Raw genomic sequence first — 23,104 nt, forward strand, 5'->3', positions numbered from 1 at the left:
CCGGGCGCCCACCATCACGGGGTACGCCCTGACCGCAGTGTGCGTGCGGTTGCTCGCGGTCGCCCCGCTACTCGGCGGAGCGGGCCTCGCGGTGGCGTGCGTGCTGATCGCGCCCGAGCGGGTCGGACAGGCGGTGCGCAGCCCGGCGAAGTCCGCGCTGCTGACGCACGCCGCCGATGCGGTCGGCCGGGGACGCGGCTTCGCCGTCCACAAGGCGCTGGATCAGCTCGGTGCCTTCACCGGACCGTTGCTGGTCGCCGCGCTGATCACCACGTCAGGAGTGGTGTGGCCGGCGCTGGCCGTGCCGGGCGCCGCGGCACTGGCGCTGTTGGTAGGGATCAGGACCAGGGTTCCCGACCCGGGCGTCTACGACCGTGGCGGCCCGACCGGAGAGCCGGCCCGCGCGGCCCGGCCCGGTGGGCGACTGCCGAGCGGCTTCTTCTGGTTCGCGGCCGCGGCGGGCGCCGCCACCGCCGGCCCGGCCACCTTCGGGCTGCTCTCCTTTCAGGCCAGCCAGAATGGGCGAGTTCGCCCAGACCAGGACCAGCACCGCCGCGCCCAACAGCAGCGCCCCGCCGACGGGCGTGAGGCCAGCGTGAAAACGGGACCAGCAGGCGTACAAGCCGCGTGAAGACCGTTGCGCCCGATCACCGGCAGGGCGTCTGCTGGTGCCAGCCGGGGTGGAGAAGCCCCGGCCTCATGGAGAAGGACGACGGTGGCCAGGTCGACGTGGCGCATCCCCGCGGGCGTGTACGCGCCTCCACCGGTTCGGTGGGCGGTCGGTGCGGTCCGGCGGCGGGGCAGGACCACCCTCCGCATCCCGGTCACGGACGCTGCTGACCCCGTTGCCTTCTCCGTCACGCGGCGGGCCTGTGACCGGTTCCGTCCCAGGCCCGCCGCGTGCACCTCATTCCAAGGACGCAGCCATGTACGACGACACCGTCGCCGGCACTGTCACTGTCACTGACCCCCGCAGATACGTCGAGGTCACCATGCGCAGCGACGGGAGCCTGAGCGCACTACGGATCGACCCCCACGCCATGTACGACCTGACCGCCCCGGAATTGGCCGACGCGTGCCTCGCCGCAATCGAGCGGGCTGACTCCATGCGCTCGCATCCGGGCCGCACCGGCCGGATCTGAGCGAGGAGTCAGATGTCCCAGCGATGCAGCAGCGAGGAGGCCGACCATGCCAAGCGCCTCAGCAGATGAGTCCCTTGCCCGTTCGAGAGGAAATGTGATGCCCGAGACCACCAGGACTGCCCTCGTCACCGGGGCCACCACCGGCATCGGCCGGGAGGTCGCCCGGCGTCTGGCCGCCGACGGCTGGCGAGTCCTGCTGCACGGCCGGACCGCTGCCGACGCGAGTGACGCCCTCGACGGCCTTGCCCAGGACGGGACCGACCCGGGACGGGTGGAGACGGTGTCCGCCGACTTCGCCGACCTGGCGACGGTCCGTGACCTGGCCGGCGTCGTCTCACCCATCCCCGGCGGACTGGATCTGCTGGTCAACAACGCCGCCCTGGTGGGCGTGGCCCGGCGTGCCGAGACCGTCGACGGCAACGAGATGTCCTGGCAGGTCAACTATGTTGCGCACTACCTGCTGACCCGACTGCTGATGCCGGCTCTCACCCGTCGCCCCGGTGCCCGGGTGGTGAACCTGTCGTCGAGCCTGCACCGCATGGGCAACCTCGACTGGGCCGACCTCAATCGCGCCGCCCGATACGCGGCGGTGCCCGCCTACGCGCAGAGCAAGCTCGGTATGACGATGCTCGCCACGGGGCTGGCCCGGCACGCCGATGCGGACCTGACAGCGGTCAGTGTCCACCCCGGAGTGGTTCGCACCCGGCTGATGTCGACGTACAGCCGCAGCGGCGCCCCCGTGGCCGACGGGGCCGAGGCGGTGCTGCACGCGGTGCGCATGGAAAATCCGGTCAACGGCGGCTATTACGAGGGCAGCCTGCCCGCCGCGCCGGCGCCGCTCGCCGCCAACCCGTCCGCGGTGCAGCGGCTGTGGCGGCTGACCGAACGGTCGCTCGACCTGGAGGTGCTCGATCGTGCGGCGTGAACCGGCTCACCTCCCCGAACGTCGATGCGGGTGCTGGCCACCGGCGCGCCCGGCGTGGCCGGCACCACGTCCGGGCGCACGACGGCGTCGCCGGTGCGCCTCTGGCCGGAGCCGGCAGTGACCCGGATGCCGTTCAGCCCTCCGTACCCGCCGGTCGAACACGTGCTTTCCCGGGAGCCGGGTACGGGTCCGACCCGGCCCGGTGCCCGGTCGACCCCGCCGGTCGGGTCCGCGCCGAACCGCGGCAGGCTCGCGACCGGTGGCTGGGGTGGCCCGGTCGGCCGGGAGTGGAGGGGCGGAGCTGTCGGCGGCTGGCCAGCGCTCGTCCCGGTCCTCGCCGTCCCGCCATTGCTGGTAGGTGTTGTGGCCTGCACGTCGATGGCCGCGACGTCGGAGCTTGCCGCCGGTGTGACGGCGGTAGCGGCGGCCGTCGTCCTCCTGGCCGCCGCCGGTGTCGCCGGCCTCTGGGCGCTGGCGATGGCGCGACTGTCCGTGCACGTCAACACCTACCAGGTAGCAGTCCGGCACCCCCTGCTGCCGGGCCCCAGCGCGACGGTGCCGCTGCGCCAGGTCCGCCGGATGTCCGCTGTTCACGTGTCGGCCCGGCCGTGGACCGTCTGGTGGTGCCCGTGGCCGGGCGGCTGGGGGAGGACGGCGGTGATCCGCACCGGGTCTGCGCTCCGGTTGGAGCTGACGTCCGGCCGCGCCTTCGTGGTCAGCGTCGACGAACCGGAGAAAGCGGTTCGGGCCTTTCGCAGGCTTCGCTGACCACCGCTGGCGCATCGGGTCCAACGACCCGACCACTCGACGGCGCGACGCTCGGGAAGGGCGTCGCGCCGTTGCGCGTGTGGCCCACGACGCGGTCACCGGCGAGGCTGACCCGGGACTGCGGCGAGGTCCGCGCGCCGCTCGCGCGCGACCCGGACGACCTCAATCTGCGCGTACGCGGGAGACGTGCGGGTCGAGGCGTGCACGCGGTGTCTCACGACACGAGCTCCGGGTCCGGCTGGTTGGTCACCTCCGCCCTGGGCAACCGCAAGGTCGAACCTCTGAGCTGACGCCAGTTCGGCAGGTGACCAGCCGTCGCCTGCCGAGCTGTACCACACGTCACGCAGCTCGGTCGGCGAGAACTGCAAATGGGGGAGCAGGTGGGGAGCAACACCGCGCCCTGAACGGCCTTGAACTGCACCCCCGCCGTCAAACGTCGCTCACCTGCACCCGCCCCTACCGGCCGCTCCACGTCTGCACAATTCAGAGAAGGTGCGACGTCCTGATGGTTCCGAGGTGGTCAGGGTTCGATCCCCCGGACGCCAACCCGTGTTGTGGATCGACCAGGACGAGTGCGGGCTGGGGCCAGAGCACGAGCGGATGAGCGAGACGCTGACGAACGCCCATCGCACGACCCTGAGCACCAGCTTGAAGCCGAGCACCTTGAGATCGTCACCGCAGGATCGACGCCGCTGCCGTGGGAACTGCGGCCCTGGCCGAATGACTCGACGCGCTTCTTCCTCGTGCCGGGCATGATCGCCGAAGTGACCGACTCCTGGCAGGGGAGGTTCTCGATGTCGATAGGGCACCGTGCACCGTGGTCTGTTACGCCCACTGAGCGGGCTCGCAATCCCGTGGATGCGGTTTGACGGCTGAGCCGACCCATCATGCGGACGTCGCCACCGTGGTGGTGGTCCGCGGACCTGCTGCGTGAGGGTCGTGTGCTTCTCCTGGGCCCCGCCGACCGCGCGGAGGTCCGCGACGCCGCGCCCGCGTGGACCGGACGGGTCAACATCGTCACCGCCCGCACGGACCGGGTGGACGTCTACGCGTAGCTGATCCGGCCCGACGGCTGCGTCGCCTGGGCCTTCCCCACGGCGCAGGATCTGGACACCACCGCGCTGGTGCGTGCGCTCGGCACCTGGTTCGGCCACCCGGCCTGAGCGGCGCATTAACGGTCGTCTCAGATTCGCTCGGTACGAAGTCGGCATCAGATAAGCGAGCTAACCCGTATGGAGGAAGCTAGTGATGGCAGTCAAGGCAGCGCCGCCGGGGGAAGCGCCGGCCGGTCGCTTGGCAGGCCGGTGGGTGCCATGGTTGGTGATCGGGTTGTGGGTGGCGCTGGCGGCGGTCATGGTGCCGCTGAGCGGGAAGTTGAGCTCGGTAACCACCGACAGAGCCGTGGATACCCTGCCGGCCAGCGCCGAGTCCACCAAGGTGGCGGTGCTGGAGGACAGCCTCCCCGGCGGTGAGGACAACACGTTCGTCTTCGTGTACCACCGCGCCGGCGGCATGACCGACGCCGACCGCGCGTCGGTCGAGCGCCACTACAACACACTTGCCAAGCGGTACCCGCCGAAGGCGGCAGCGGGCGGCGAGGACGACGAGGGCCCAGCGACGAGACCCTCCACCGACGGCGAGGCGATGATGTTCACCCTCGACGTGAGCACGACCTACGGCCCACCGGAGACCATCGTCGGCCCATTGCGTGAGGCTGCGAAGGACCGCCCTGCCGGCCTGGGACTCGACGTCACCGGACCCGCCGCGATCGACGGCGACATGGACGCCGTCTTCGACGGCATCGACCTGCAGGTCTTCCTCACCACGGTCGTCGTCGTCACGCTGCTGCTCATCCTCACCTACCGCAGCCCGGTGTTGTGGTTCATCCCGCTGATGGCTGTGGGCGCGGCCGCACTGACCGCGATGGCGACCGTCTACCTGCTCGTCAAGGGCTTCGGCATCGTGATCAACGACCAGAACTCGGCGCTGCTGACGATCCTGGTATTCGGCGTCGGCACGGACTACGCGCTGTTGCTCATCGCCCGGTACCGGGAGACCCTGCACCACCACGAGAACGTCCGGGTCGCGATGGTCCACGCGCTACGCGGCGCGGCGCCGGCCATCGTCGCGTCCGCGGCCACCGTGATCGCTGGCCTGCTCTGCCTGCTCGTCGCCGACCTGAACAGCACCAGCGGGTTGGGCCCGATCGGCGCGGCCGGCATCCTGTGCGCGCTGGTGGCCATGCTGACGCTGTTCCCGGCGGTGCTCGTGGTGCTCGGCAGGCGGATCTTCTGGCCGGCCATCCCGCGGTTCGACACGGCTGTCCAGGAGAAGCCGGGGCTGTGGGGACGGCTCGGCACCGCCATCAGTCGCCGCCGGTGGGTGGCGACGGTTGGCTCGCTCGGAGTCCTCGGCGTGCTCGCCATCGGGCTGGCGGGCAACACCGGCGCCCTGCGGGAGCAGGACCAGTTCCTGTCCGCGCCGGAGTCGGTCACCGGCTTCACCGTCCTCCGCCAGCACTTCCCGGAGCTCGGCGGTCAGCCGATGACGATCTTTACGCGGCCGGCGCACCAGGAGCGGGTGCTCGACATCGTCCAGGGCACCCGCGGTGTGGCCCTGGCCGTCCCGGGTCAGACCAGCGGAGGCTGGGCCGACATCTCCGTGTTCCCGACCGACGCGCCGGACACCGCCGCGGAGTATGACACGATCAAGCGGGTGCGCGCCGCCGTGCACGCGGTGGACGGGGCGGAGGCGATCGTCGGCGGACCGAGCGCGGAGAACCTCGACACCGAGGTCACCACAACCCGCGACGAGAAGCTGGTGATCCCGCTGGTGCTCACCGTCGTTCTGATCGTCCTCGGGCTACTGCTCCGAGCGATCGTGGCCCCGCTGGTCCTGATGGCGACCGTGATCGTCTCATTCGCCGCAGCCTTCGGCGGCAGCGTGTTCGTCTTCGACACGATCCTCGGGTTCGAGGGCGTCGACTATTCGGTGCCGCTGCTGGCATTCCTGTTCCTGGTGGCGCTCGGCATCGACTACAACATTTTCCTGGTCAGTCGGGCCCGGGAGGAGGCCGTGCGTCTCGGCACCGGAGAGGGCATGCTCAAAGCCCTCTCCGCCACCGGTGGCGTCATCACCTCGGCGGGCCTGGTCCTAGCGGCCACGTTCGCGGTCCTCGCCTCACTTCCGCTGGTGATGCTGATCGAGGTCGGGTTCCTGGTCGCCTTCGGCGTGCTGCTCGACGCATTGCTGGTGCGGTCGGTCCTGGTGCCCGCCCTCACCCTGCTGATCGGCCGGCGGATGTGGTGGCCGAGCCGGTTGTCCCGACCGGTGGAGCTGCCGGACGATCAACGGCCGCTCGTGAAGGGGCCTGCGCCGCAACGGTGAACGCGGCGGCACAGCCGAGATCCGGGACGGGCTCTTGCCCTTCCCGGATCTCGGTCGTGGCGCGGCGGCCGTCACCGTGTCTGCCGCCCTTTTTCTGCGCCGCCCGCTGCGGCGGGGCTTTGCACCGCGCGCCGTGGCGGTCCCGGCGCCGTGGCGCAGCGGGTCAGCGTGCCACCGTGTCAATCCCCGCGGTGAGCCGCGTGATCCGAGCGGGCGGGGCGGTGGCCGGAAGGATGATCCGCAGCAGCGCGCCACCGCGTGCGGACCGGGCGACGGTGACCCGGCCGGCGTGGGCGTCGACGACCCGCTGCACGATCGACAGCCCCAGACCTGATCCCGGCAGTGCCCGGGCGCTGTCGGCACGGTAGAACCGGTCGAACACCCGCGGTACGTCAGCGGCGTCGATGCCTGGCCCGGCGTCGTCGACCTCGAGGACCGCCCACACGCCCTCGGCACGGAGCCGGACCTGGACCGGCTGGTCAGCCGGCGACCACTTGCCGGCGTTGTCGATGAGGTTGAGCACCGCCCGCTGGAGCGCAGCGGGACGCCCGCTCACCCACACGGAGGTCACGTCGAGCGCGACCTCGATGTCGGGCACGCGGGAACGAGCCCGGGCCGCAGCGGCCACCACCACGTCGGCCACATCGAGGAGCTCGGTGCTCTCGTCGCTGACGTCGCCGCGCGCCAGGTCGGTCAGCTCGGCGGCAAGGGTGCTCAACTCGGCCACCTGGGCGCCGAGGTCGTTGAGCAGCCGGGTCCGGCTCTCCGCCGGCAGTGCGCTGTCCAGGGTGCCGCGACGATCGAGCCGGATCAGCAGCTCCACATTGAGGCGCAGGCTGGTGAGCGGGGTCTTGAGTTCGTGGGCGGCGTCCTCGGCGAGCAGCCGCTGGGCCCGCCGGGAGTCCCGGAGCGCGGCGAGCATGTCGTTGATTGACTGGATCAGCCGCCGGATCTCCCCGCCGCCCTCGTCCGGGATGTCGGCGTCGAGGTCCCGGGTCTGCGCGACACGAACCGCGGCGGCAGTCAGCCGGTCGATCGGTGCCAGCCCGGTCCGTGCCACGGTCCGCCCGACAAGGGCGCCCCCGGCCACGCAGAGCAGCCCGATCAGCAGCATGCCGAACCCGAACTGGTTGATCGGGCTGTCGTCGGCGACGCGTGCCACCTGAACCGCCCCGTCGCCCGCCCGAAGCGTATAGATGAGGTAGCCGTCGTCGTCGCTGTCGTTCGACTCCATCAGGTCGGCCGACGCGCCCTGCGCCACGCGCCCGGCGTGCCCGCTGACGGGGGGCAGCGCGGGTTGGCCGGCCGGCGTCCGGGTCGAACCGTCGGGCAGGATGACCCGCACCAGCCGACCGGATCCGGGATACGACGGTAGCGGGACCTGCGCCAGACCGGTCTGCTCCACGGTCGTCGCCAGGATGCGGGCGTCCGCGCGTAGCTGATTCTCGGCGTTGTCCCGCAGCTCCGAGTCCAGTAGCTCGCTGGCCACCTGGAAGGCCACGAACACGCTGACCGCGATGGCCGTCGCCGCGATCACCGTCAGCCGGGCCCGCAGGGACCGCCGACGCCACCATCGGATCAGCCGACGCGGTTCCCGGCCGGCGGGCCAGCTCACGGAGGAGTCTCCCGCAGCGTGTACCCCAGGCCGCGCAGCGTGTAGATCAATCGCGGCTCACCCCCGGCCTCCATCTTGCGGCGCAGATAGCTCACGTACACCTGAAGGTTGTTGGCGGTGGTGCTCATGTCGAAGCCCCAGATCGCCTCGAAGAGCGCGTCGCGGGTCAACACCCGGGTAGCGTTGCGCACGAGAACCTGGAGCAGGGAGAACTCGGTGCGCGTCAGATACAGCGGCCGCACACCCCGCCACGCCTCGAACCTGTCGGGATCGATCCGGACGTCGGCGAACGACAGGATCTGCGACTCGTCGTCGCCCGGCGCGCGGCGGCGCAGCAGAGCCCGGACCCGGGCCAGCAACTCCTCGGTGGCGAACGGCTTGGGCAGGTAGTCGTCGGCGCCCGCGTCCAGCCCCGCGACCCGGTCGGAGACCTGATCCCGGGCGGTCAGCATCAACACCGGCAGATCCCGACCCGCCGCCCGCAACCGCCGGCAGGTCTCCAACCCGCCGAGGCGGGGCATCATCACGTCGAGGATCAGCAGATCCGGCGCGTCTGCACCGATCCCGTCGAGCACGGCGAGACCGTTGGCGACGGTGCTAGTGCCATAACCCTCGACCTGGAGCACCCGCTCCAGCGACTCACGGATGGCCGCCTCGTCGTCGGCGATCATGATCTGCACGTCAGCCCGCCCCTCGAGGTCGATGCTTTTCGCTCATCCTCCCCGATCAACCTGAGGGCAGTATTAAAACCGCAACGTCAGTAGCTGACCGTGACTGCTTCTACCGATCATGATCCCCGGGAGGATGCCGAAGCACAGGGCGAAGGCCAGCGGGAGGAACAAGTCCCGCTGGGGCGGCCGGAATGCGGCAGACAGAGGCCGTGAGGGCGAACGACGCCTGGGCGATGCCCGCTTCGCGGATCTCGACCCTTAGGTGTCGGAGCGGGCGGTGGCGTGCCGCGCGCAGGGACCTGAGCGAGAATGGGCCAGTTCGGACTCTGCGCAACCCTGGAAGGATCCTCCCTTGGCCGGTGGACTCGTAGCCCTGCTGGATGACGTGGCGGTGCTGGCTCGCGCCGCTGCCGCGTCGATCGATGACATCGGGGCGGGTGCCGCGAAGGCCGGCGCCAAGGCCGCGGGCGTCGTCGTCGACGATGCTGCCGTCACGCCGCAGTACGTGCGGAGCCTGGCGGCCGAGCGCGAGTTGCCGATTATCAAGCGCATTGCCCTGGGGTCGCTGCGCAACAAGTTCTTCATCATCCTGCCGGCGGTGCTGCTGCTCAGTCAGTTCGTGCCCTGGCTGCTTACTCCGATCCTCATGCTCGGCGGCGCCTACCTCTGTTATGAGGGCGCGGAGAAGGTGTGGGCCAAGATCGCCCATCACGATGCCCACGGCGCGGGCGAGGAGAAGGTGCAGGACGAGACGACGCTGGTGTCCGGGGCGATACGAACCGACCTGATCCTCTCGGCGGAGATCATGGTCATCACTCTTAACGAGGTGATCGATGAGGCGTTCTGGTCCCGCCTGGCGATCCTGGCTGTCGTCGCCGTCGTCATAACCGCCCTGGTGTACGGCGTGGTGGCCCTGATCGTGAAGATGGACGACGCCGGGCTGCGCCTGTCGCAACGTTCCGGTGCCGTCGCCACGTTCGGCCGCGGTCTGGTGAGGGCGATGCCGGTGGTCCTCACCGTGCTGACGGTGGTCGGCACCGCGGCGATGCTGTGGGTGGGCGGGCACATCCTGCTGCTAGGCACGAACGAGCTGAACCTGCACTTCCTGTACGAGGCCGTGCACCACGTGGAGGTCGCCGCCCACGACGCCACGGGTGTTCTCGGCGGGCTCGTCGGCTGGCTCGTCAACACGGTGGCCAGCGCGATCCTCGGGTTGATCGTCGGAGCGCTGGTCGTGCTGGTCATGACTCTCACGCTGCACCGCCGCAAATCCACGGCTGCGGCTGCGTCTGCGACTACGACTGCGGCGGGCCCGACTCGTGCTGACGGCACCATCCCCGCGCCGCCGAGCCGTGCAGCTCGGCGGCGCGACGCTCCTGCGGACCAATCGCCGCGCGGATGACCGGAAAATCATCGCAACTCGACCACGGGGGTCAGGCGTTCTGGTGCTGAACCGCAGCGTGGAGCGCGGTGAGCCGCTGCGCGACGACGACTTGGTTGGCGGCTTCGTGTTGCGGCGCTTCGAGCGGTTTGCCTCCGCCGAGGCGCGCACATGGTGGGTCGGCGGCGTGTTCGTTCTGATCGGAGCGCATCCGGACAGCCAGACGATTCTGCCGCACCGGTCGAAATGATCCGGCCCCGATCGCACCGATGATCGCCGGGCTCGAAGAGCCGAACCTCACGGACGCGGAGTGCGCGAAAAGGGTGGCGCGGGTAGGGCGGTGATTGGGTAGCGTCCCGGGCGTGATCGAGCTTGTCGAGCGGCATACGGTTCTCGCCGTTGTGGTCGGGTCGCGGGCGTACGGGCTGCATGAACTGGCCTCCGACTACGACCGGCGCGGTGTGTATGTGGCGCCCACACGGGCGTTCTGGCACCTCGACAAGCCGCCCACTCACCTCGACGGTCCGGCGGTGGAGCAGTTCTCCTGGGAGTTCGAACGCTTCTGCGTCCTGGCCCTGCAGGGCAACCCGACAGTCCTGGAGGTGCTCTGGTCCCCGATGGTCGAGACGATCACCGTCGACGGGGAGTGGTTGCTGGCAGCACGGCAGGCGTTCCTGTCGAGGCGGGTGGCTGAGACCTACGGCAACTACGCCCGGGACCAGCTCAACCGAGTGGCGGCCCGCCGCGAGCGCACCGGCGAGACGAATCACAAGCAGTCCATGCATATGATCCGGCTGCTGGTCGCCGGGGCGCATGTGCTGCGTACCGGGGAAGTGCTGGTCGACGTTCGTCACCTGCGCGACCGGCTGCTCGCGGTGCGGCGCGGCGAGCTGCCCTGGGATGAGGTCGCCGCCTGGGCGGCGGACCTACTGGTCGAGCTTGCCGACGCGGCCGCCAGCACCGCGCTGCCTGATCAGCCCGACCGGGTTGACGTGGATCGGCTGCTCGCGGCTGTACGGGAAAGGAACCTGTAGTGACCACCGAAGTGCCGCCCTGGGCTGCCGAGGTGGCCTGCGCCCTGCCCCGTCCGCTGCTGTTCGCCACCGTTAGCGGTGCGCATCTCTACGGATTCGCGTCCATCGACTCCGATCTGGATCTGCGGGCCGTGCACCTCCTCTCGCCCGAGGAAGTCGTCGGGTTGCGCACCGGGCCGCAGACGTTGCAGCACATGGGCGTGCGCGACGACGTCGAGTTGGATGTGGTCAGCCACGATCTGCTGAAGTTCGTCAAGCTGTTGAACAGCCGCAACGGGTACGTTCTGGAGCAGCTGTTGTCACCGCTGGTGGTGGTGACCACTGTGGTGCACGCCGAACTCATTTCCCTGGCCTCGCGGCTGGTCACCCGTCACCATGCGCACCACTACCTCGGATTCGCGGCCACCCAGGAGAAGTTGTACGCCAAAACCGGGCAGCTCAAGCCTGCGCTGTACACACTGCGGGTCCTGCTCACCGGGATCCACCTGATGCGGACCGGCCGCATAGAGACGAACCTTGCCGTGCTCGGAACGAGGTTGTCGTACGTACCGGATCTCATTGCCGCCAAACGGGAGGCCGAGCATGGCGCGCTCCCCGCGGGCGTTGCAGGGTGGCTCGCCACCGACGTGTCGCGGCTGCGCGCCGAGTTGGAGACGGCCCGGGACATCTCGGTGTTGCCCGAGCGCGTAGATCCGGCAGCCGTGGACGCCCTGCACGACCTGGTGGTGCGCACCCGGCTGCACGGGCTCCCCAACCAGTGTCGTGAGTCAGCGGGCTGAGGTCCGCCGCAGGTCCGTCATCTGGGAGATCGATCCCACGGGCGACGTCCTGAGCGGGCACTTCAGGCTGGAGACTTCTTCGGCGGACCCGAAGGCGTCAGCGTTGGCGTCCCGCAGAGGCGGTAGGGCGGCTTCCGCTCGTAGCCGGTGAGCGGTTGCTCCGTGGTGTGAAGTGAACCGCCGAGGTGGCCCGGGCCTTGGTCGATGACCTCAGCCCGGGCTTTGTGTCGGACCTCAGTTAATGGCGATGTAGAGCCGCTGACCGGCAGGTCGGTAGCCGGCGCGCTCGTATATCCACCACGATTCCTCGCCAGAGGCCTCCAGCCAGGCGATTTCCGCGCCTGCGGTGAACAGCCTCCGGGTTGCCTCGGCGGTGATCGCGCCCGCCAGTCCCTGGCGGCGGTAGGGTTTGCGAACGGCGATGCCGGCCACCTCGCTTACCGCGCCGGTGGGCGGGACCGCCCCGCCACCTCCGGCGCAGGTGCCGTCGTCAGTGACGGCCATGACGGCCACGCCTCCGGCGCCCTGCTGGCGCCGGAGGCGAGCTACGTCAGCCTCGGTGGCCACCGGGTCGCCGCCGAAGGCTTCGTTCTGCGCGCTAATCAGCGCGGCGCGCTGAGAATCGGTGTCCGGTTCGTGCAGACCGAGGTGGTCGAGCGTGGGTGGTGTCTTCAACGTGTCGGGCATACAGAGCAGGTAAGTGTGCCGGGCTTCGACGCTGAAACCGGCGGCAGTCAAGAGTGCTTCCAGTCTTGGGGCGCAGCTGGTGACGTACTCCAATCGGGGTTTGCGGCCAGCCGCGTGGAAGGCTGCGACCAGGGCGGTGACATCGGCAGCTGTGATGGCAGTACCGGGACGTGGCGTCGCGTAATTGACGTAGGGACTGGTCGTTGTCGGATCCATCCCAATGACGAACGGCCCCACCTCTACGGGCGCGGGTCGGTTGGACAGGTTGGCGACGACGGACTGCTGAATGCGGACATCCATGATCAACGTGAACCTCGATGCATGAGGGAAGCTGCGGTGCGCGGAAAGAATCGTTGGACCGCTCAACCGTGATAGAGCCTCGCGACGATCATTCGTCGCGTGGTCAACACTCAGGCGGCCGCTCGGCCTACCCGGATCACAGGCGTCATTCCCTCATGCAGAGTGCCCACGCCGATCGCGTGGTCGGCTGCAAGGTTGCCGCAGCTGGCCTGAGCTTGTCAACCTTGATTACTGCCGCATCCGCAGTGCCGACGCTGAACTGATACGCGCGTTAGCTCGGCGAGAACGAGCTCCCACCTCCATCTCCGCCTCTAGCTGGTGAACGCTCGCTCTGCACTGTCCTCATCTGCCGCTGTCGCGCGTGGTAGCGCCTGGCGCGCCGTGCGCTGTCATGTCGAGAACAATCCACTAGGGCCTGTTTCATAAGGGCGGTCGAGCCGAGGCGGAGTCCGGACGGCGATCCGGCAAGGCGCGGTTTCGTCCGGATACCGGTGTTGTATCCGGACGAAACCGCAACGCCGCCGGGCGTCGTCCGGGCCCGCCGCAGGCCGGCCAGTTCTTATGAAACAGGCCCTAGATCATGTTTCTGATGCCAAGTTCGCAGACCGGCCTCAGCCGCGTCGTACACCTCAGGCTGGCGCACCGGCCGGCCGTCCTCCGCGGTCTCGCGGCAGTACGCCGCGTAGCCTCGGAGGTCGAACTTGTCACCTCGTGATGTGTTCCACCGACGACGGAAGTAAGGGTTCACTACAAAGGACCCTGTCCTGTCCTGACTTGGCCGCGCCGTCTCTGAGCGTCGAGGCTCAGCTACTGGGATCAATCCTCGCTGGGGTTGAGGAAAAGCTCGGCCAGCCGCGGCAGCCGACGTCGCATCTGGTCGTCGTTGTCGAAGTCGAAGTCCTCACCCATGTCGGGCTCGCGGGTCTCGTCGAGGCTGCCCGCAGCGTGTTGGCGGGCCTTCATCGCTTCGTAGAAGGCGTCGTCGTTACCACCCGTGACCTGCTCGTAGGCCTCGCTGGCTACGTAGTTCACCGACTCGGCGAACAGCGCGCCGTCGTCTTCCTCGGCTGCTGCTTGTCGTACCACGGGATGGTCAGCCAGTCCGTCGGGGGAGGCCAGGACACGGTCGTACCACTCGCGCCCGAGCGCGATGACTCCCGCCCGGAAATCGATGAAACTGTCGTCCGAGCATCCACCGCCGATCAGGTACGCAGCCGCCCACACGTCCCAGCGGTAGAGGGCGTCATGGAGCTGATCGAACAGCTCCTGGAACTCGAGGATGCCCTCCGGTGATGTCGCGGCCAAACGCGTCACCAGTGCCGCGGCAACGGCCTCACCGTCGTCGCCGGTCCGCCCGTCGAGACCCGCCCCGGCCGACTCCACGACCGCCCAAAACTCGTCAACGTCCACGGCGCGAGAGTCTCCCACGGCCAACCGACACAATTCATGCCCGTCGGCCCGGGCACCAGTCGCGAGCAGCCGCTGGCTTCCCGCACACGGTGACTGTTCACGTTTTCCGCGGCAGGACCGGTGCTCGGCAGCAAGATGTGGTGGTCGGTGAGGGCTGCGCGATGGTGTTCGTTCCGCCGGATGAGGTTCTCGACCGCGACCTGGCCGTGACGACCGCCGCAGTCCTGCCGCTCCACCTTGGCAGCGCCGGCGAGACGCACCGATCTGCCGCGGACGAGGTGCGGCGTTTGTGAGCGTGCTGCCCGATCGAGCGAAGTGGCCGCGGAAGCCGACACCGGTCAGGTGGCGGCGGACGGGCGGGGCTCGTCGAGGCGGGTGAGCAGGACGCGGCCGCCCTCGTAGACGCCGCCGTCGATGGCGAGGACGCGGCCGTCGGCGTACCGCAGCGCCTCGCGTACGTCGCCGGGGGCCACCCCGAAGTGCTTGGTGAGGGTGCTGTGCCCGTGCACCAGCACCTCGCCCCCGTACGTGTCGAGCATGGTGGCCACGGCGTCGTCCGGGCTGGCCGGCTCGCTGTCGCGGAACGCGCCACGGTCACTGATCAGTTGGCAGAAGGCGAGCCAGCCGGCGGCGTCCCGGCTGGTGAGCGCCGCCGCGATCCCCGCGTTGACGGCGGCGACGCTGTCGCCGAACTCCCGGTAGCGGGTGGTGTCGGAGTGCACCAGCAGGTAGCCGTCGACCACCGCCATGGCCGGCCGGGAGACGATCCACGAGATGTGCTCGTCACCGAGCCGGCGTAGGTCGTCCTCCCGGCCGCCGAAGCGCGCCCAGGCGCCCCGGAAGCCGTCCTGCTGCGGCCAACCGGGCACGGTGGTGGTGCCGAGGAGGTGCGCCGCGAGCAACTGCACCTCGTGGTTGCCCAGCAGCGCCTGCACCTCGCCGCCGGCCGAGGCGGCCTGCCCGGCCAGTCGGCGTACGTCGTCGATGACCCCGATGCCGTCGGGACCGCGGTCGACGTAGTCACCGAGCAGCCACAGCCGCGCGTCCGCGCCGGACCAGCGCCCGTCCGCGTCGGTGAGGCCGGCCCCGTGCAGCGCGTCGCGCAGCTCGGCGCGGTGGCCGTGCACGTCGGCGACCACGAAGAGCGGCGTCTGGTCCACAGTCACTCGGCGGATCCTACCCGCCACCCATCGACCGGGGTGTCCGCGCGCGGGCGAGGCGCGCCGCCTCGGGTGACGTTAGGTTGTGCGGATGACACGCATCGGATTTCTTGGTCTCGGTCGGATGGGCTCCCTGATGGCCGGCCGGCTGGTCGCCGCCGGCCACGAGGTGACGGTCTGGAACCGTACCGTCCACAAGGCGGCGCCGTTGGTGCAGGCGGGGGCCCGGGCAGCGGCGACCCCGGCCGAGGCGGTCGCCGACGCCGACGTGGTGATCACCATGCTGACCGGGCCGGCCGCCGTGGACGCGGTGCTCTTCGGCGAGCACGGTGCCGCGGCGGCGCTCGGGCCGGCCACGACGCTGGTCGAGATGTCGACCATCGGCCCCGATCACGTCGCCTCGCTGCACGACCGGCTGCCCGACGTCGACCTCGCCGACGCGCCGGTCAAGGGCAGCCTGCCGGCAGCCGCCGCCGGCGAACTGGCGATCCTCTTCGGGGGCGACAGCCAGACGCTGGCCCGGGTGCGCGAGGTGCTGGAGGTGCTCGGGAAGGTCCAGCACGTCGGGCCGCTGGGTGCCGGCGCGGCGGTCAAGCTGGTCGTCAACGTGGCCCTGTGCGGCTCGTTCGTGCTGGTCGGTGAGGCGTTGGCGCTGGGCGACCGGCTCGGGCTCTCCACCGACACCACCATGACGGCGCTGAGCGGCACCGCGCTCGGCTCACTGGTGCCGCGGGTACGGGCCAGGCTGGACGATCCGCAGGCACCCACCCAGTTCTCGTACGGGCTGGCCGCGAAGGATCTGAAGCTCGCGATCGAGGCCGGCGCGCCGGCGGAGGGCGTCATCGCCGCCGCGCACCAGCAGTTCGCCACCGAACTGCCGCGGCTCTCCGAGAGCGACATCGGGGAGATCGTCGCGGTGTTGCGGCGGGCCGCGGCCCGCTGAGGCCCGCGGGGCGGGCACGGCGGGATCATCCACGACGAGCGCTGCGACGGCGACCCCCTCGGGGGTCGCCGTCGTCGTCTCTCCCGGTCCACGGCGTTAAGTCATTGTCTAGCGAGGGTGGCCATCGTATGAATCGAAGGTGAACAACGGGGGGAAGAATCGTGGCACGGGTGCGTCTGGACGAATCCATCATCTCGCGATCGGCGCATGAACTCGTCGGCGCCTGGCTGCGCCGGAGCCCGGACGCGACCGCCGTGCGCGAGGCGGTCACCGGCCGGGAGCTGACCTACCGCGAGCTGTGGCAGGAGTCCACCCGGCTGGCCACCGAGCTCACCCGGCACGGTGCCCGCCGTGGCGACACCGTCGCGCTGGCGCTGGGGCGTTCCGCCGAGCTGATCGTCGCGATCCTCGCCGTCGCCCGCTGCGGGGCCGCCTACCTGCCCCTGGACGCCGGCAACCCGGCCGACCGCACCGCCGCCATCATCACTGAGGCCGAGGCACGCCTGGTCGTCACGGCCACCCACGGCGAGCCGACCGGCTGGACGCTGACGGCCGACCTCACCCGTGTGCCCGCCGGCGGTGCCGGAGCGACACCGACCACGTCGGGCGAGCCCACCTTCGACGAGGGGGCCCACGGCGACGAGGCGCTCTACGTGGCGTACACCTCCGGTTCCACCGGTCGCCCCAAGGGAGTGGTGGTGCCGCACCGCGCGGTGGTGGGGCTGGTCGACGGTGCCGAATACTGTCCGGTGGCGCCAGGCGACCGGGTGGTCAACCTCTCGAACCCGGCATTCGACGCGACCACCTTCGAGGTGTGGAGCACCCTGACCGCCGGCGGCACGCTGGTGGTCCTGCCCGCCGTGACCGAGGTGACCCTGGACGAGTGGGTGGAGCTGCTGCGCGCCGAGCGCATCACCACCATGTTCCTGACCACCTCGCTGTTCCACATGGTCGCGCGGGAACGCCCGGCCGCCTTCGGCACCGTGCGGAACCTGCTCGTCGGCGGGGAGCAGATGCAGCTCGCCGCCGCGCGCGCCGTGCTCGCGGCGACGCCGCCACGACGGCTGGTCAACGCGTACGGCCCGACCGAAACCACCACCTTCGCCGCGTACCACGAGGTGACCGCGGCCAACCTCGCCGACGTGGACCGGGTGCCGATCGGCCGGGCGTTGCAGCACACCACCCTGCACCTGCTCGACGACCAGCAGCGCCCGGTCGCCGCCGGAGCGACGGGCGAGTTGTGCATCGGCGGCCCGAAGGTGGCGCTGGGCTACCTCGGGCAGCCCGAACTGACCGCGCAGCGGTTCGTCCGGCTGCCCGACGGTGAGGTGGTCTACCGCTCCGGCGACCTGGCCCGCCGCACCGCCGACGGCGATGTCGAGCTGCTCGGCCGCCGCGACCGGCAGGTGAAACTTCGCGGGTTCCGCATCGAGCTGGAGGAGATCGAGCGGGCGGCCATGGCCACTGGGCTGGCCGACGTCGCCATCGTGGAGAAGGTCGGGGAGGGCCCGCAGGCTCTCCTGGTCGGCTTCGTGCTGCCCGCGCCGGGCACGGCACCGACCGCGTCGCAGTTGTCGGCGGCCCTGCTGGCCCGCGTGCCCCGCTACATGGTGCCGGCCCGGTGGATCGTCCTGGACGCCCTGCCGGTCGGCCAGACCGGCAAGGCCGATCGCGACGCGCTGCTCGCCCTCGTCAACGACGACGGCTTCGGCGGGGACGACAGCGGGGACCCGGTGCTGGCCGGGGTCACGGAAACCTGGCGTGACGTGTTGAGCCTCGGTTCGGTCTCCCGCACCGACACGTTCCTCGACCTCGGTGGCAACTCGATCCTGGCCATCCAGGCGGCGTCGCGCCTTTCCGAACGGCTCGGCGTCGAGGTGGAACCGCACGACGTGCTCCTCGCGACCTCGGCCGCCGACCTCGGCGACCGGCTGCGCGACCGTCAGCCCGTCGCCATCTGAGCGGCCCACTCCCAGCCACCGCCGTCACAAGCTCCGTCCGCGAGGCATCGCCGCGCACCGCTCCACTGTCTGTTTCCGCACCGGGGGGATGTCGTGACACCAACCACCCTGGCCCGAACCGACTCGTCGGTCGCGCCGCTGTCGTACGCGCAGGAACGCCTCTGGTACATCGAGACCGCCGCGCCGGGCACGCCCACCTACAACGTGCCGCTGCTGGTGCGCTGGACCCAGGCCGCCGACGCCGACGCCCTGGCCGAGGCGCTCGCCGCCGTCGCGGACCGGCACGAGGTGCTGCGCACCACCTACCGGCTGCACGAGGACCGGCCGGTCCAGGTCGTCGGCGACCCCGGTTCGGTGCCGTTGGAGGTCGTCGACCTGGCCGACCACCCCGAGGCCGGGAGCGCTGCCCGGCGGCAGGCCGACGAGCGGGCACGCGTCCCGTTCGACCTGGCCGGCGAGGCGCCCTGGCGGTGCACGCTGTGGCGCGGCGTGCCCGGTGGCGACCTGCTACTCATCACCATCCACCACATCGCCGTGGACGGATGGTCGCTGGCTCCGCTCTTCGAGGACCTGGCCGCCGCGTACGAGGCGGCGGTGGCCGGTGCGTCGCCCGCCTTCGAGCCGCTGCCGGTGCGGTACGCCGACTTCGCCGTCGCCGACCGCGCCGCCTTCGACGCCCGCGGCACCCGCGCGGTGCTCGCCGAGCGGGTGGCCGAGCTGACCGCCGTCCCCGGTGGACTGGTCTTGGGTAACCGCCGTGCCGGCGGTCGGGCCGGGCCGACGCGGGCCGGCGCAGAGCACCGCTTCACCCTGCCGGCGACGACCTGGGCAGCCACCTGTGAGCTGGCCGGCGCCCTGGGGGCCACGCCGTACGTCGTGCTGCTGGCGGCCTTTCAGACGGTGCTCGCCCGCTGGTCCGGGCGCGACGACTTCCTGATCGGCACGGTCGCCGCCAACCGACCCCGGTCCGAGCTGGAGCGGCTCGTCGGTTTCTTCGCCAACACCGTGCCGGTCCGCTGCCGCCCGGGTGCCGACCGCACGTTCGCCGAGCTGTGCACGGCGGTACGCACCGAGGCGTTCCGCGCCCTCAGCTATCAGCGCGTCCCGTACGACCAGCTGGTGGCGGCCCTGCCGGCCGGCTACGGCGACCCGGTGGACGTGGCGTTCGTCCTGCAGAACGCCCCCACCGCGCAGGGCCCCGCCAGGTGGGCGGCACCGCAGCAGCTCGCCACCGGGACCGCCAAGTTCGACGTGGCATTCGTGCTGGAGGAGGGCGAGGAGGGGCTGACCGGCCTCGTCGAGTACGACGTGGACCGTTACCGGCCCGACGTCGCCACGGCGCTGGCCGAGGGGTTCGTCAACCTGCTCGGTGCCGCCGTCACCGATCCGGGCCGGCCGGTGAGCGGGTTGCCGCTCTCCACTCCGGCGGCGGGGATGCCGGCCGGCACGTTGGTCGGCGAGTCCCGCACCCCGGCACACCGGACGGTGCTGGAGGCGATCGACACGCGGCTCACCGGGCTGGACCCGGACGCCTGCGCGGTCACGTGCGCCGGGGTGGACACCAGCTGGCGGGAACTCGACGGCACCTCCTGGTGGCTCGCGGACCGGCTCGCCGCGGCCGGCGTACCGGTGGGCGGCCGGGTGCCCGTCGTCGCCGACCGCGGTGGCGCGCTCGTCGCCGGCTGGTTGGGGGTGCTGCGTGCCGGTGCCGCGTACACGCCGCTCAACCCGGACACTCCCGTCGACAAGCTGGAGCACATCGTCACCGAACTCGGTGCCGCGGCGATCGTGCTCGACGCCACCGGCCGCCGCCTGGTCGACGCCGACCTGCTGGATCGGCTCGGGGTGCCGGTCGTACGCCTCGACGAGGCCACGGTCGCCGAGCCGCCGCCCGGGCGGCGCCCGGCACCGGTCGACGGCGACGACCCGGCGGTCATCATCTACACCTCCGGCACCACCGGCCGGCCGAAGGGCGCGGTCGTGCCGCACCGCAGCCTGCTCAACACCATCGCCTGGTGGAACGCCGAAACCGGGCTGGACAGCACGGACCGGCTGCTCTGCGCATTCTCGGTCTCGTTCGACCCGGCCAGCTTCGAGACCTTCCGGGCACTGGTCGCCGGGGCGCAGCTGATCATGGCCGACGAGGAGACCCGCCGCGACCCGCGCCTGCTGGCCCGGCTGCTGCACGGGCCGCACGGCGCGACCACGATGTCGCTGACGCCCAGCCTCTGCCGCGCCGTGCTGGACGCCGACGAGGAGACCGGCACCAGCCTGCGCCGGCTCTACATCGGTGGCGAGGCGTTGCCCCGGCACACCGTGGAGCGGTGCGCCCGGCAGTGGGGCGTGCCGGTGGTCAACGTGTACGGCCCGACCGAGGCCTCCTGCATCAGCACGTTCGCCCTCACCGATCCCGCCGACCCGCGACCGCCCGCGATCGGCCGGCCGTTGCCCAACACCCGCGCCTACGTGCTCGGGCCGCACCTGGAGGAGCTGCCGGCCGGGGTGGCGGGCGAGCTGTGCCTTGCCGGGGCCGGGGTGTCGTTGGGCTACCTCGGCGACCCCGAGCGGACCGCCGTCGCCTTCCCGGTGGATCCGTGGGACCCCGGTCGAAATCGGCGGATCTACCGCACCGGCGACCGGGTGGCGCTGCGCCGCGACGGTCTGCTGGAGTACCTGGGCAGGGTCGACGAGCAGGTGAAGATCCTCGGGCACCGGATCGAGCCCGGTGAGGTGGCCCGGCTGATGGAGGACCAGCCGGGGGTGCGGGCCGCCGCCGTCCATCCGGTCGGCGACCCGCCGCGGCTGGTCGCGTACGTCCAGCTCGACACCGACGGCATGGCGCTGCCCGGCCGGGACGACCTGGTCCGGCCGTTGCAGCGCTGGCTGCCACCGGCGGTGCTGCCGACCGATGTGTACGCGGTCGACGCCCTGCCGCGCACCGGTAACGACAAGGTCGACTTCGCGGCCCTCGCCGCCCTGCCGTCGACGCGGCTGGCCCACACGACAGTGGCGGCCCGCCGGCTGACCGCCGCCGAGGCGGCCGTGGCCGCGCTCTTCGGCGACGTGCTCAGCGAGAGGGGGGAGCACACCGACCCGCTCGGCCCGGACGACAGCTTCTTCACCCTCGGCGGTCACTCGCTGCTGGCGGTGCGCCTGCTCGCCGAGGCGCAGCGGCGTACCGGCCGGGCCGTGCCGCTGCGGGACTTCCTCACCGAGCCGACCGTCGCCGGCCTCGCCCGCCTGCTCGCCGCCGACGACACCGCCGTCGAGGAGGATGACGCCGAGACGAGCGGCGGCCCGGCACCCGACGAGGGCGGCTCGTACCCGGCGACGCCCATCCAGCAGCGGCTCTGGGCGATCAGCCGGTTGCCCGCGCTGGGAGCGGCGTACCTGTCGCCGCTGGTCGTACGCCTCACCGGTGCCGTCGACCGGGACCGCCTGGCGGCGGCGGTACGCGACGTGCTGGGCCGCCATCCCGCCCTGCGCTCCCGGTTCCGGCTGGTCCGCACCGAGCGGCGGGTGCGCTACCGCACCGACGGACCGCCGCCCGCCGTCATCCGCGTCGACGACGTGCCACCGGCCGAACTCGCCGCGCGGGTGCAGGACGCCTGCTGGGCCCCGTTCGACCTGGCTGTCGACGCCCCGGCCCGCGCGTACCTGCTCGGGTCCGGGCCGCGGACACTGCTGGTGCTCACCGTGCACCACATCGCCGCCGACGGCTGGTCCATGCAACTGCTGCTCGACCAGATCGGCGAGTCGTACCGGGCCGGCGTCGAAGGGCGCGCCCCGGTGCTTCCCCCACCGGTGCATCCGGCGGCGCTCGCCGGCGCGGTGGTCGGCGCCGAAGCCGACGGCCGGGTGGCCGCGGTGGTCGAGCGCCTGCGCGGCGCGCCCACCGACATCCATCTGCCACACGACCGGCCCCGGCCGTCCGTGCAGCCGGTCACCGGCGCCACCGTGTCCCGCCGGCTGACGGCGGAGCTCACCGAGCGGATCCGTGCGGCGACCCGCCCGCTCGGCGCGACCACCTTCATGACCACCGCGGCGGTGCTCGCCGTGGCGCTGGCCCACCGCGGCGACCAGCGGGACTTCCTCTTCGCCTACCCGTGGGGCGGTCGGGAGGCCCGCGAGGCCGCCGACGCCGTCGCCATGCTGGTCAACACGGCGGTGCTCCGCGTCGACCTGACCGGCGCGCCGACGTGGCGGGAAGTGTTGCGCCGGGTCCAGGAGGAGAGCCTCGCCGGCTACCGGGACGCCGATGCGCCGTTCGACGCCGTCGCCGCCGCCCTGCATCCCGACCGCGACCTGAGCCGCCCGCCGATCACCCCGGTCTACCTCGCCGCGGGCGACGTCACCCCGGCCCCGCCGTCGTTCGGCCCGGACGTCACCGCCGACGCCGTGCCACTGACCGCGACCCGGGTCAAGTTCGAGCTGGAGGTGGGCGCCGACGCCCTGCCGGACGGGCTCGTGCTGACCGCGGCGTACGCGACCGAGCTGTTCGACGAACGCTCGGTCGCCGATCTGCTGGACGACTGCGCCCGGTGTGCGTCCGATCTCGCCGCCGACCTGGATTCACCCGCACTGAAGGGAAACCCGCTGTGAACGACGAGAAGCCGGACCTGATGACCCAGGTGACCGCCGCCTGGGCGAACGCCCTGGACGTCCCGGTCGCCGACGTGCCGCTGGACACCAACTTCTTCGAGGCCGGAGGCGATTCGCTGCTGCTGATCGTCGTGCTCGAGGAACTGGAGGGGCTGACCGACCGCCCGCTGGAGGCGGCCGACCTCTTCCAGCACAACACCGTACGGGCCCAGACGGAACTGCTCGCCGACGAGGGCGGGGAACGGAAGCTGACCCTGCTCGGGGCACGCAACCGCGGCAGCCTGCTGGGCCGGCGTCAGGGCGCGGTCCACACCGACGCCGTCGCGGACCGTTGAGGGG

At 71.3% G+C, this 23,104-nt stretch carries 17 protein-coding genes and 2 pseudogenes; 14 read left to right on the forward strand and 5 right to left on the reverse strand.

What is annotated here, in order from left to right; genetic code table 11:
* Positions 1-10: 10 nt before the first annotated feature.
* The 6 genes and pseudogenes from O7614_RS10500 to O7614_RS10525 all read left to right on the forward strand — a co-directional run.
* A pseudogene (locus O7614_RS10500) lies at positions 11-517 on the forward strand (MFS transporter); the annotation flags it as partial.
* Positions 518-926: 409 nt separating this feature from the next.
* On the forward strand, positions 927-1,142 hold the full coding sequence (locus O7614_RS10505; RefSeq protein ID WP_278138262.1) for a YbaB/EbfC family nucleoid-associated protein: 216 nt from the start codon (positions 927-929) through the stop codon (positions 1,140-1,142).
* Between the two features lie 97 nt (positions 1,143-1,239).
* Positions 1,240-2,067, forward strand: coding sequence for an SDR family NAD(P)-dependent oxidoreductase (locus O7614_RS10510; RefSeq protein ID WP_278138263.1), 828 nt, complete (start codon positions 1,240-1,242; stop codon positions 2,065-2,067).
* Positions 2,068-2,091: 24 nt separating this feature from the next.
* Positions 2,092-2,835 carry a hypothetical protein gene (locus O7614_RS10515; protein WP_278138264.1) on the forward strand — a complete coding sequence of 248 codons (744 nt, stop codon included), beginning with the start codon at positions 2,092-2,094 and terminating at the stop codon, positions 2,833-2,835.
* Positions 2,836-3,722: 887 nt separating this feature from the next.
* Positions 3,723-3,998 (forward strand): annotated as a pseudogene (locus O7614_RS32215) (hypothetical protein).
* Between the two features lie 85 nt (positions 3,999-4,083).
* Positions 4,084-6,222, forward strand: coding sequence for an MMPL family transporter (locus tag O7614_RS10525; RefSeq protein ID WP_278138266.1), 2,139 nt, complete (start codon positions 4,084-4,086; stop codon positions 6,220-6,222).
* A 163-nt stretch (positions 6,223-6,385) separates the two neighbouring features.
* Here O7614_RS10525 and O7614_RS10530 read toward each other — a convergent pair whose 3' ends face one another.
* Complete coding sequence (locus O7614_RS10530) at positions 6,386-7,837, reverse strand: HAMP domain-containing sensor histidine kinase (RefSeq protein ID WP_278138267.1); 1,452 nt, start codon at positions 7,835-7,837, stop codon at positions 6,386-6,388.
* On the reverse strand, positions 7,834-8,508 hold the full coding sequence (locus O7614_RS10535; RefSeq protein WP_278138268.1) for a response regulator transcription factor: 675 nt from the start codon (positions 8,506-8,508) through the stop codon (positions 7,834-7,836). The genes O7614_RS10530 and O7614_RS10535 overlap by 4 nt, the downstream gene beginning before the upstream one ends.
* Positions 8,509-8,860: 352 nt before the next feature.
* Here O7614_RS10535 and O7614_RS10540 point away from each other — a divergent pair, with 352 nt between their 5' ends.
* The 4 genes from O7614_RS10540 to O7614_RS10555 all read left to right on the forward strand — a co-directional run bounded on the left by O7614_RS10540 (position 8,861) and on the right by O7614_RS10555 (position 11,702).
* Positions 8,861-9,910, forward strand: a complete 1,050-nt coding sequence (locus O7614_RS10540) for a DUF808 domain-containing protein (RefSeq protein ID WP_278138269.1) — start codon at positions 8,861-8,863, stop codon at positions 9,908-9,910.
* A 43-nt stretch (positions 9,911-9,953) separates the two neighbouring features.
* Positions 9,954-10,139, forward strand: coding sequence for an ATP-grasp domain-containing protein (locus tag O7614_RS10545; RefSeq protein ID WP_278138270.1), 186 nt, complete (start codon positions 9,954-9,956; stop codon positions 10,137-10,139).
* A 112-nt stretch (positions 10,140-10,251) separates the two neighbouring features.
* Positions 10,252-10,923: a nucleotidyltransferase domain-containing protein gene (locus O7614_RS10550; RefSeq protein ID WP_278138271.1), complete on the forward strand. Its 672-nt coding sequence runs from the start codon at positions 10,252-10,254 to the stop codon at positions 10,921-10,923.
* A complete protein-coding gene (locus O7614_RS10555; RefSeq protein WP_278138272.1) occupies positions 10,923-11,702 on the forward strand; it encodes a nucleotidyltransferase domain-containing protein in 780 nt (259 codons plus the stop codon). Before O7614_RS10550 ends, O7614_RS10555 begins: the two co-directional genes overlap by 1 nt.
* A gap of 234 nt (positions 11,703-11,936) precedes the next feature.
* Here the strand turns inward: O7614_RS10555 and O7614_RS10560 are convergent, their stop codons facing one another.
* The 3 genes from O7614_RS10560 to O7614_RS10570 form a co-directional block, all read right to left on the reverse strand.
* Entirely contained in the window at positions 11,937-12,689 is a 753-nt protein-coding gene (locus O7614_RS10560) for a GNAT family N-acetyltransferase (protein ID WP_278138273.1), read from the reverse strand.
* A gap of 816 nt (positions 12,690-13,505) precedes the next feature.
* Positions 13,506-14,099: a DUF4240 domain-containing protein gene (locus tag O7614_RS10565; protein WP_278138274.1), complete on the reverse strand. Its 594-nt coding sequence runs from the start codon at positions 14,097-14,099 to the stop codon at positions 13,506-13,508.
* Between the two features lie 338 nt (positions 14,100-14,437).
* Complete coding sequence (locus tag O7614_RS10570) at positions 14,438-15,265, reverse strand: metallophosphoesterase (RefSeq protein WP_278138275.1); 828 nt, start codon at positions 15,263-15,265, stop codon at positions 14,438-14,440.
* Positions 15,266-15,350: 85 nt separating this feature from the next.
* On the opposite strand from O7614_RS10570, the gene O7614_RS10575 reads away from it, so the two are divergent.
* The 4 genes from O7614_RS10575 to O7614_RS10590 all read left to right on the forward strand — a co-directional run bounded on the left by O7614_RS10575 (position 15,351) and on the right by O7614_RS10590 (position 23,100).
* On the forward strand, positions 15,351-16,202 hold the full coding sequence (locus O7614_RS10575) for an NAD(P)-dependent oxidoreductase (RefSeq protein ID WP_278138276.1): 852 nt from the start codon (positions 15,351-15,353) through the stop codon (positions 16,200-16,202).
* 161 nt (positions 16,203-16,363) lie between these two features.
* Positions 16,364-18,163, forward strand: coding sequence for a non-ribosomal peptide synthetase (locus O7614_RS10580; RefSeq protein ID WP_278138277.1), 1,800 nt, complete (start codon positions 16,364-16,366; stop codon positions 18,161-18,163).
* Positions 18,164-18,256: 93 nt separating this feature from the next.
* Positions 18,257-22,765: a non-ribosomal peptide synthetase gene (locus O7614_RS10585; RefSeq protein ID WP_278138278.1), complete on the forward strand. Its 4,509-nt coding sequence runs from the start codon at positions 18,257-18,259 to the stop codon at positions 22,763-22,765.
* Entirely contained in the window at positions 22,762-23,100 is a 339-nt protein-coding gene (locus tag O7614_RS10590) for an acyl carrier protein (protein WP_278138279.1), read from the forward strand. The genes O7614_RS10585 and O7614_RS10590 overlap by 4 nt, the downstream gene beginning before the upstream one ends.
* Positions 23,101-23,104: the final 4 nt, after the last annotated feature.

Source organism: Micromonospora sp. WMMD961 (genome assembly GCF_029626145.1).
Taxonomy (GTDB): Bacteria; Actinomycetota; Actinomycetes; order Mycobacteriales; family Micromonosporaceae; genus Micromonospora.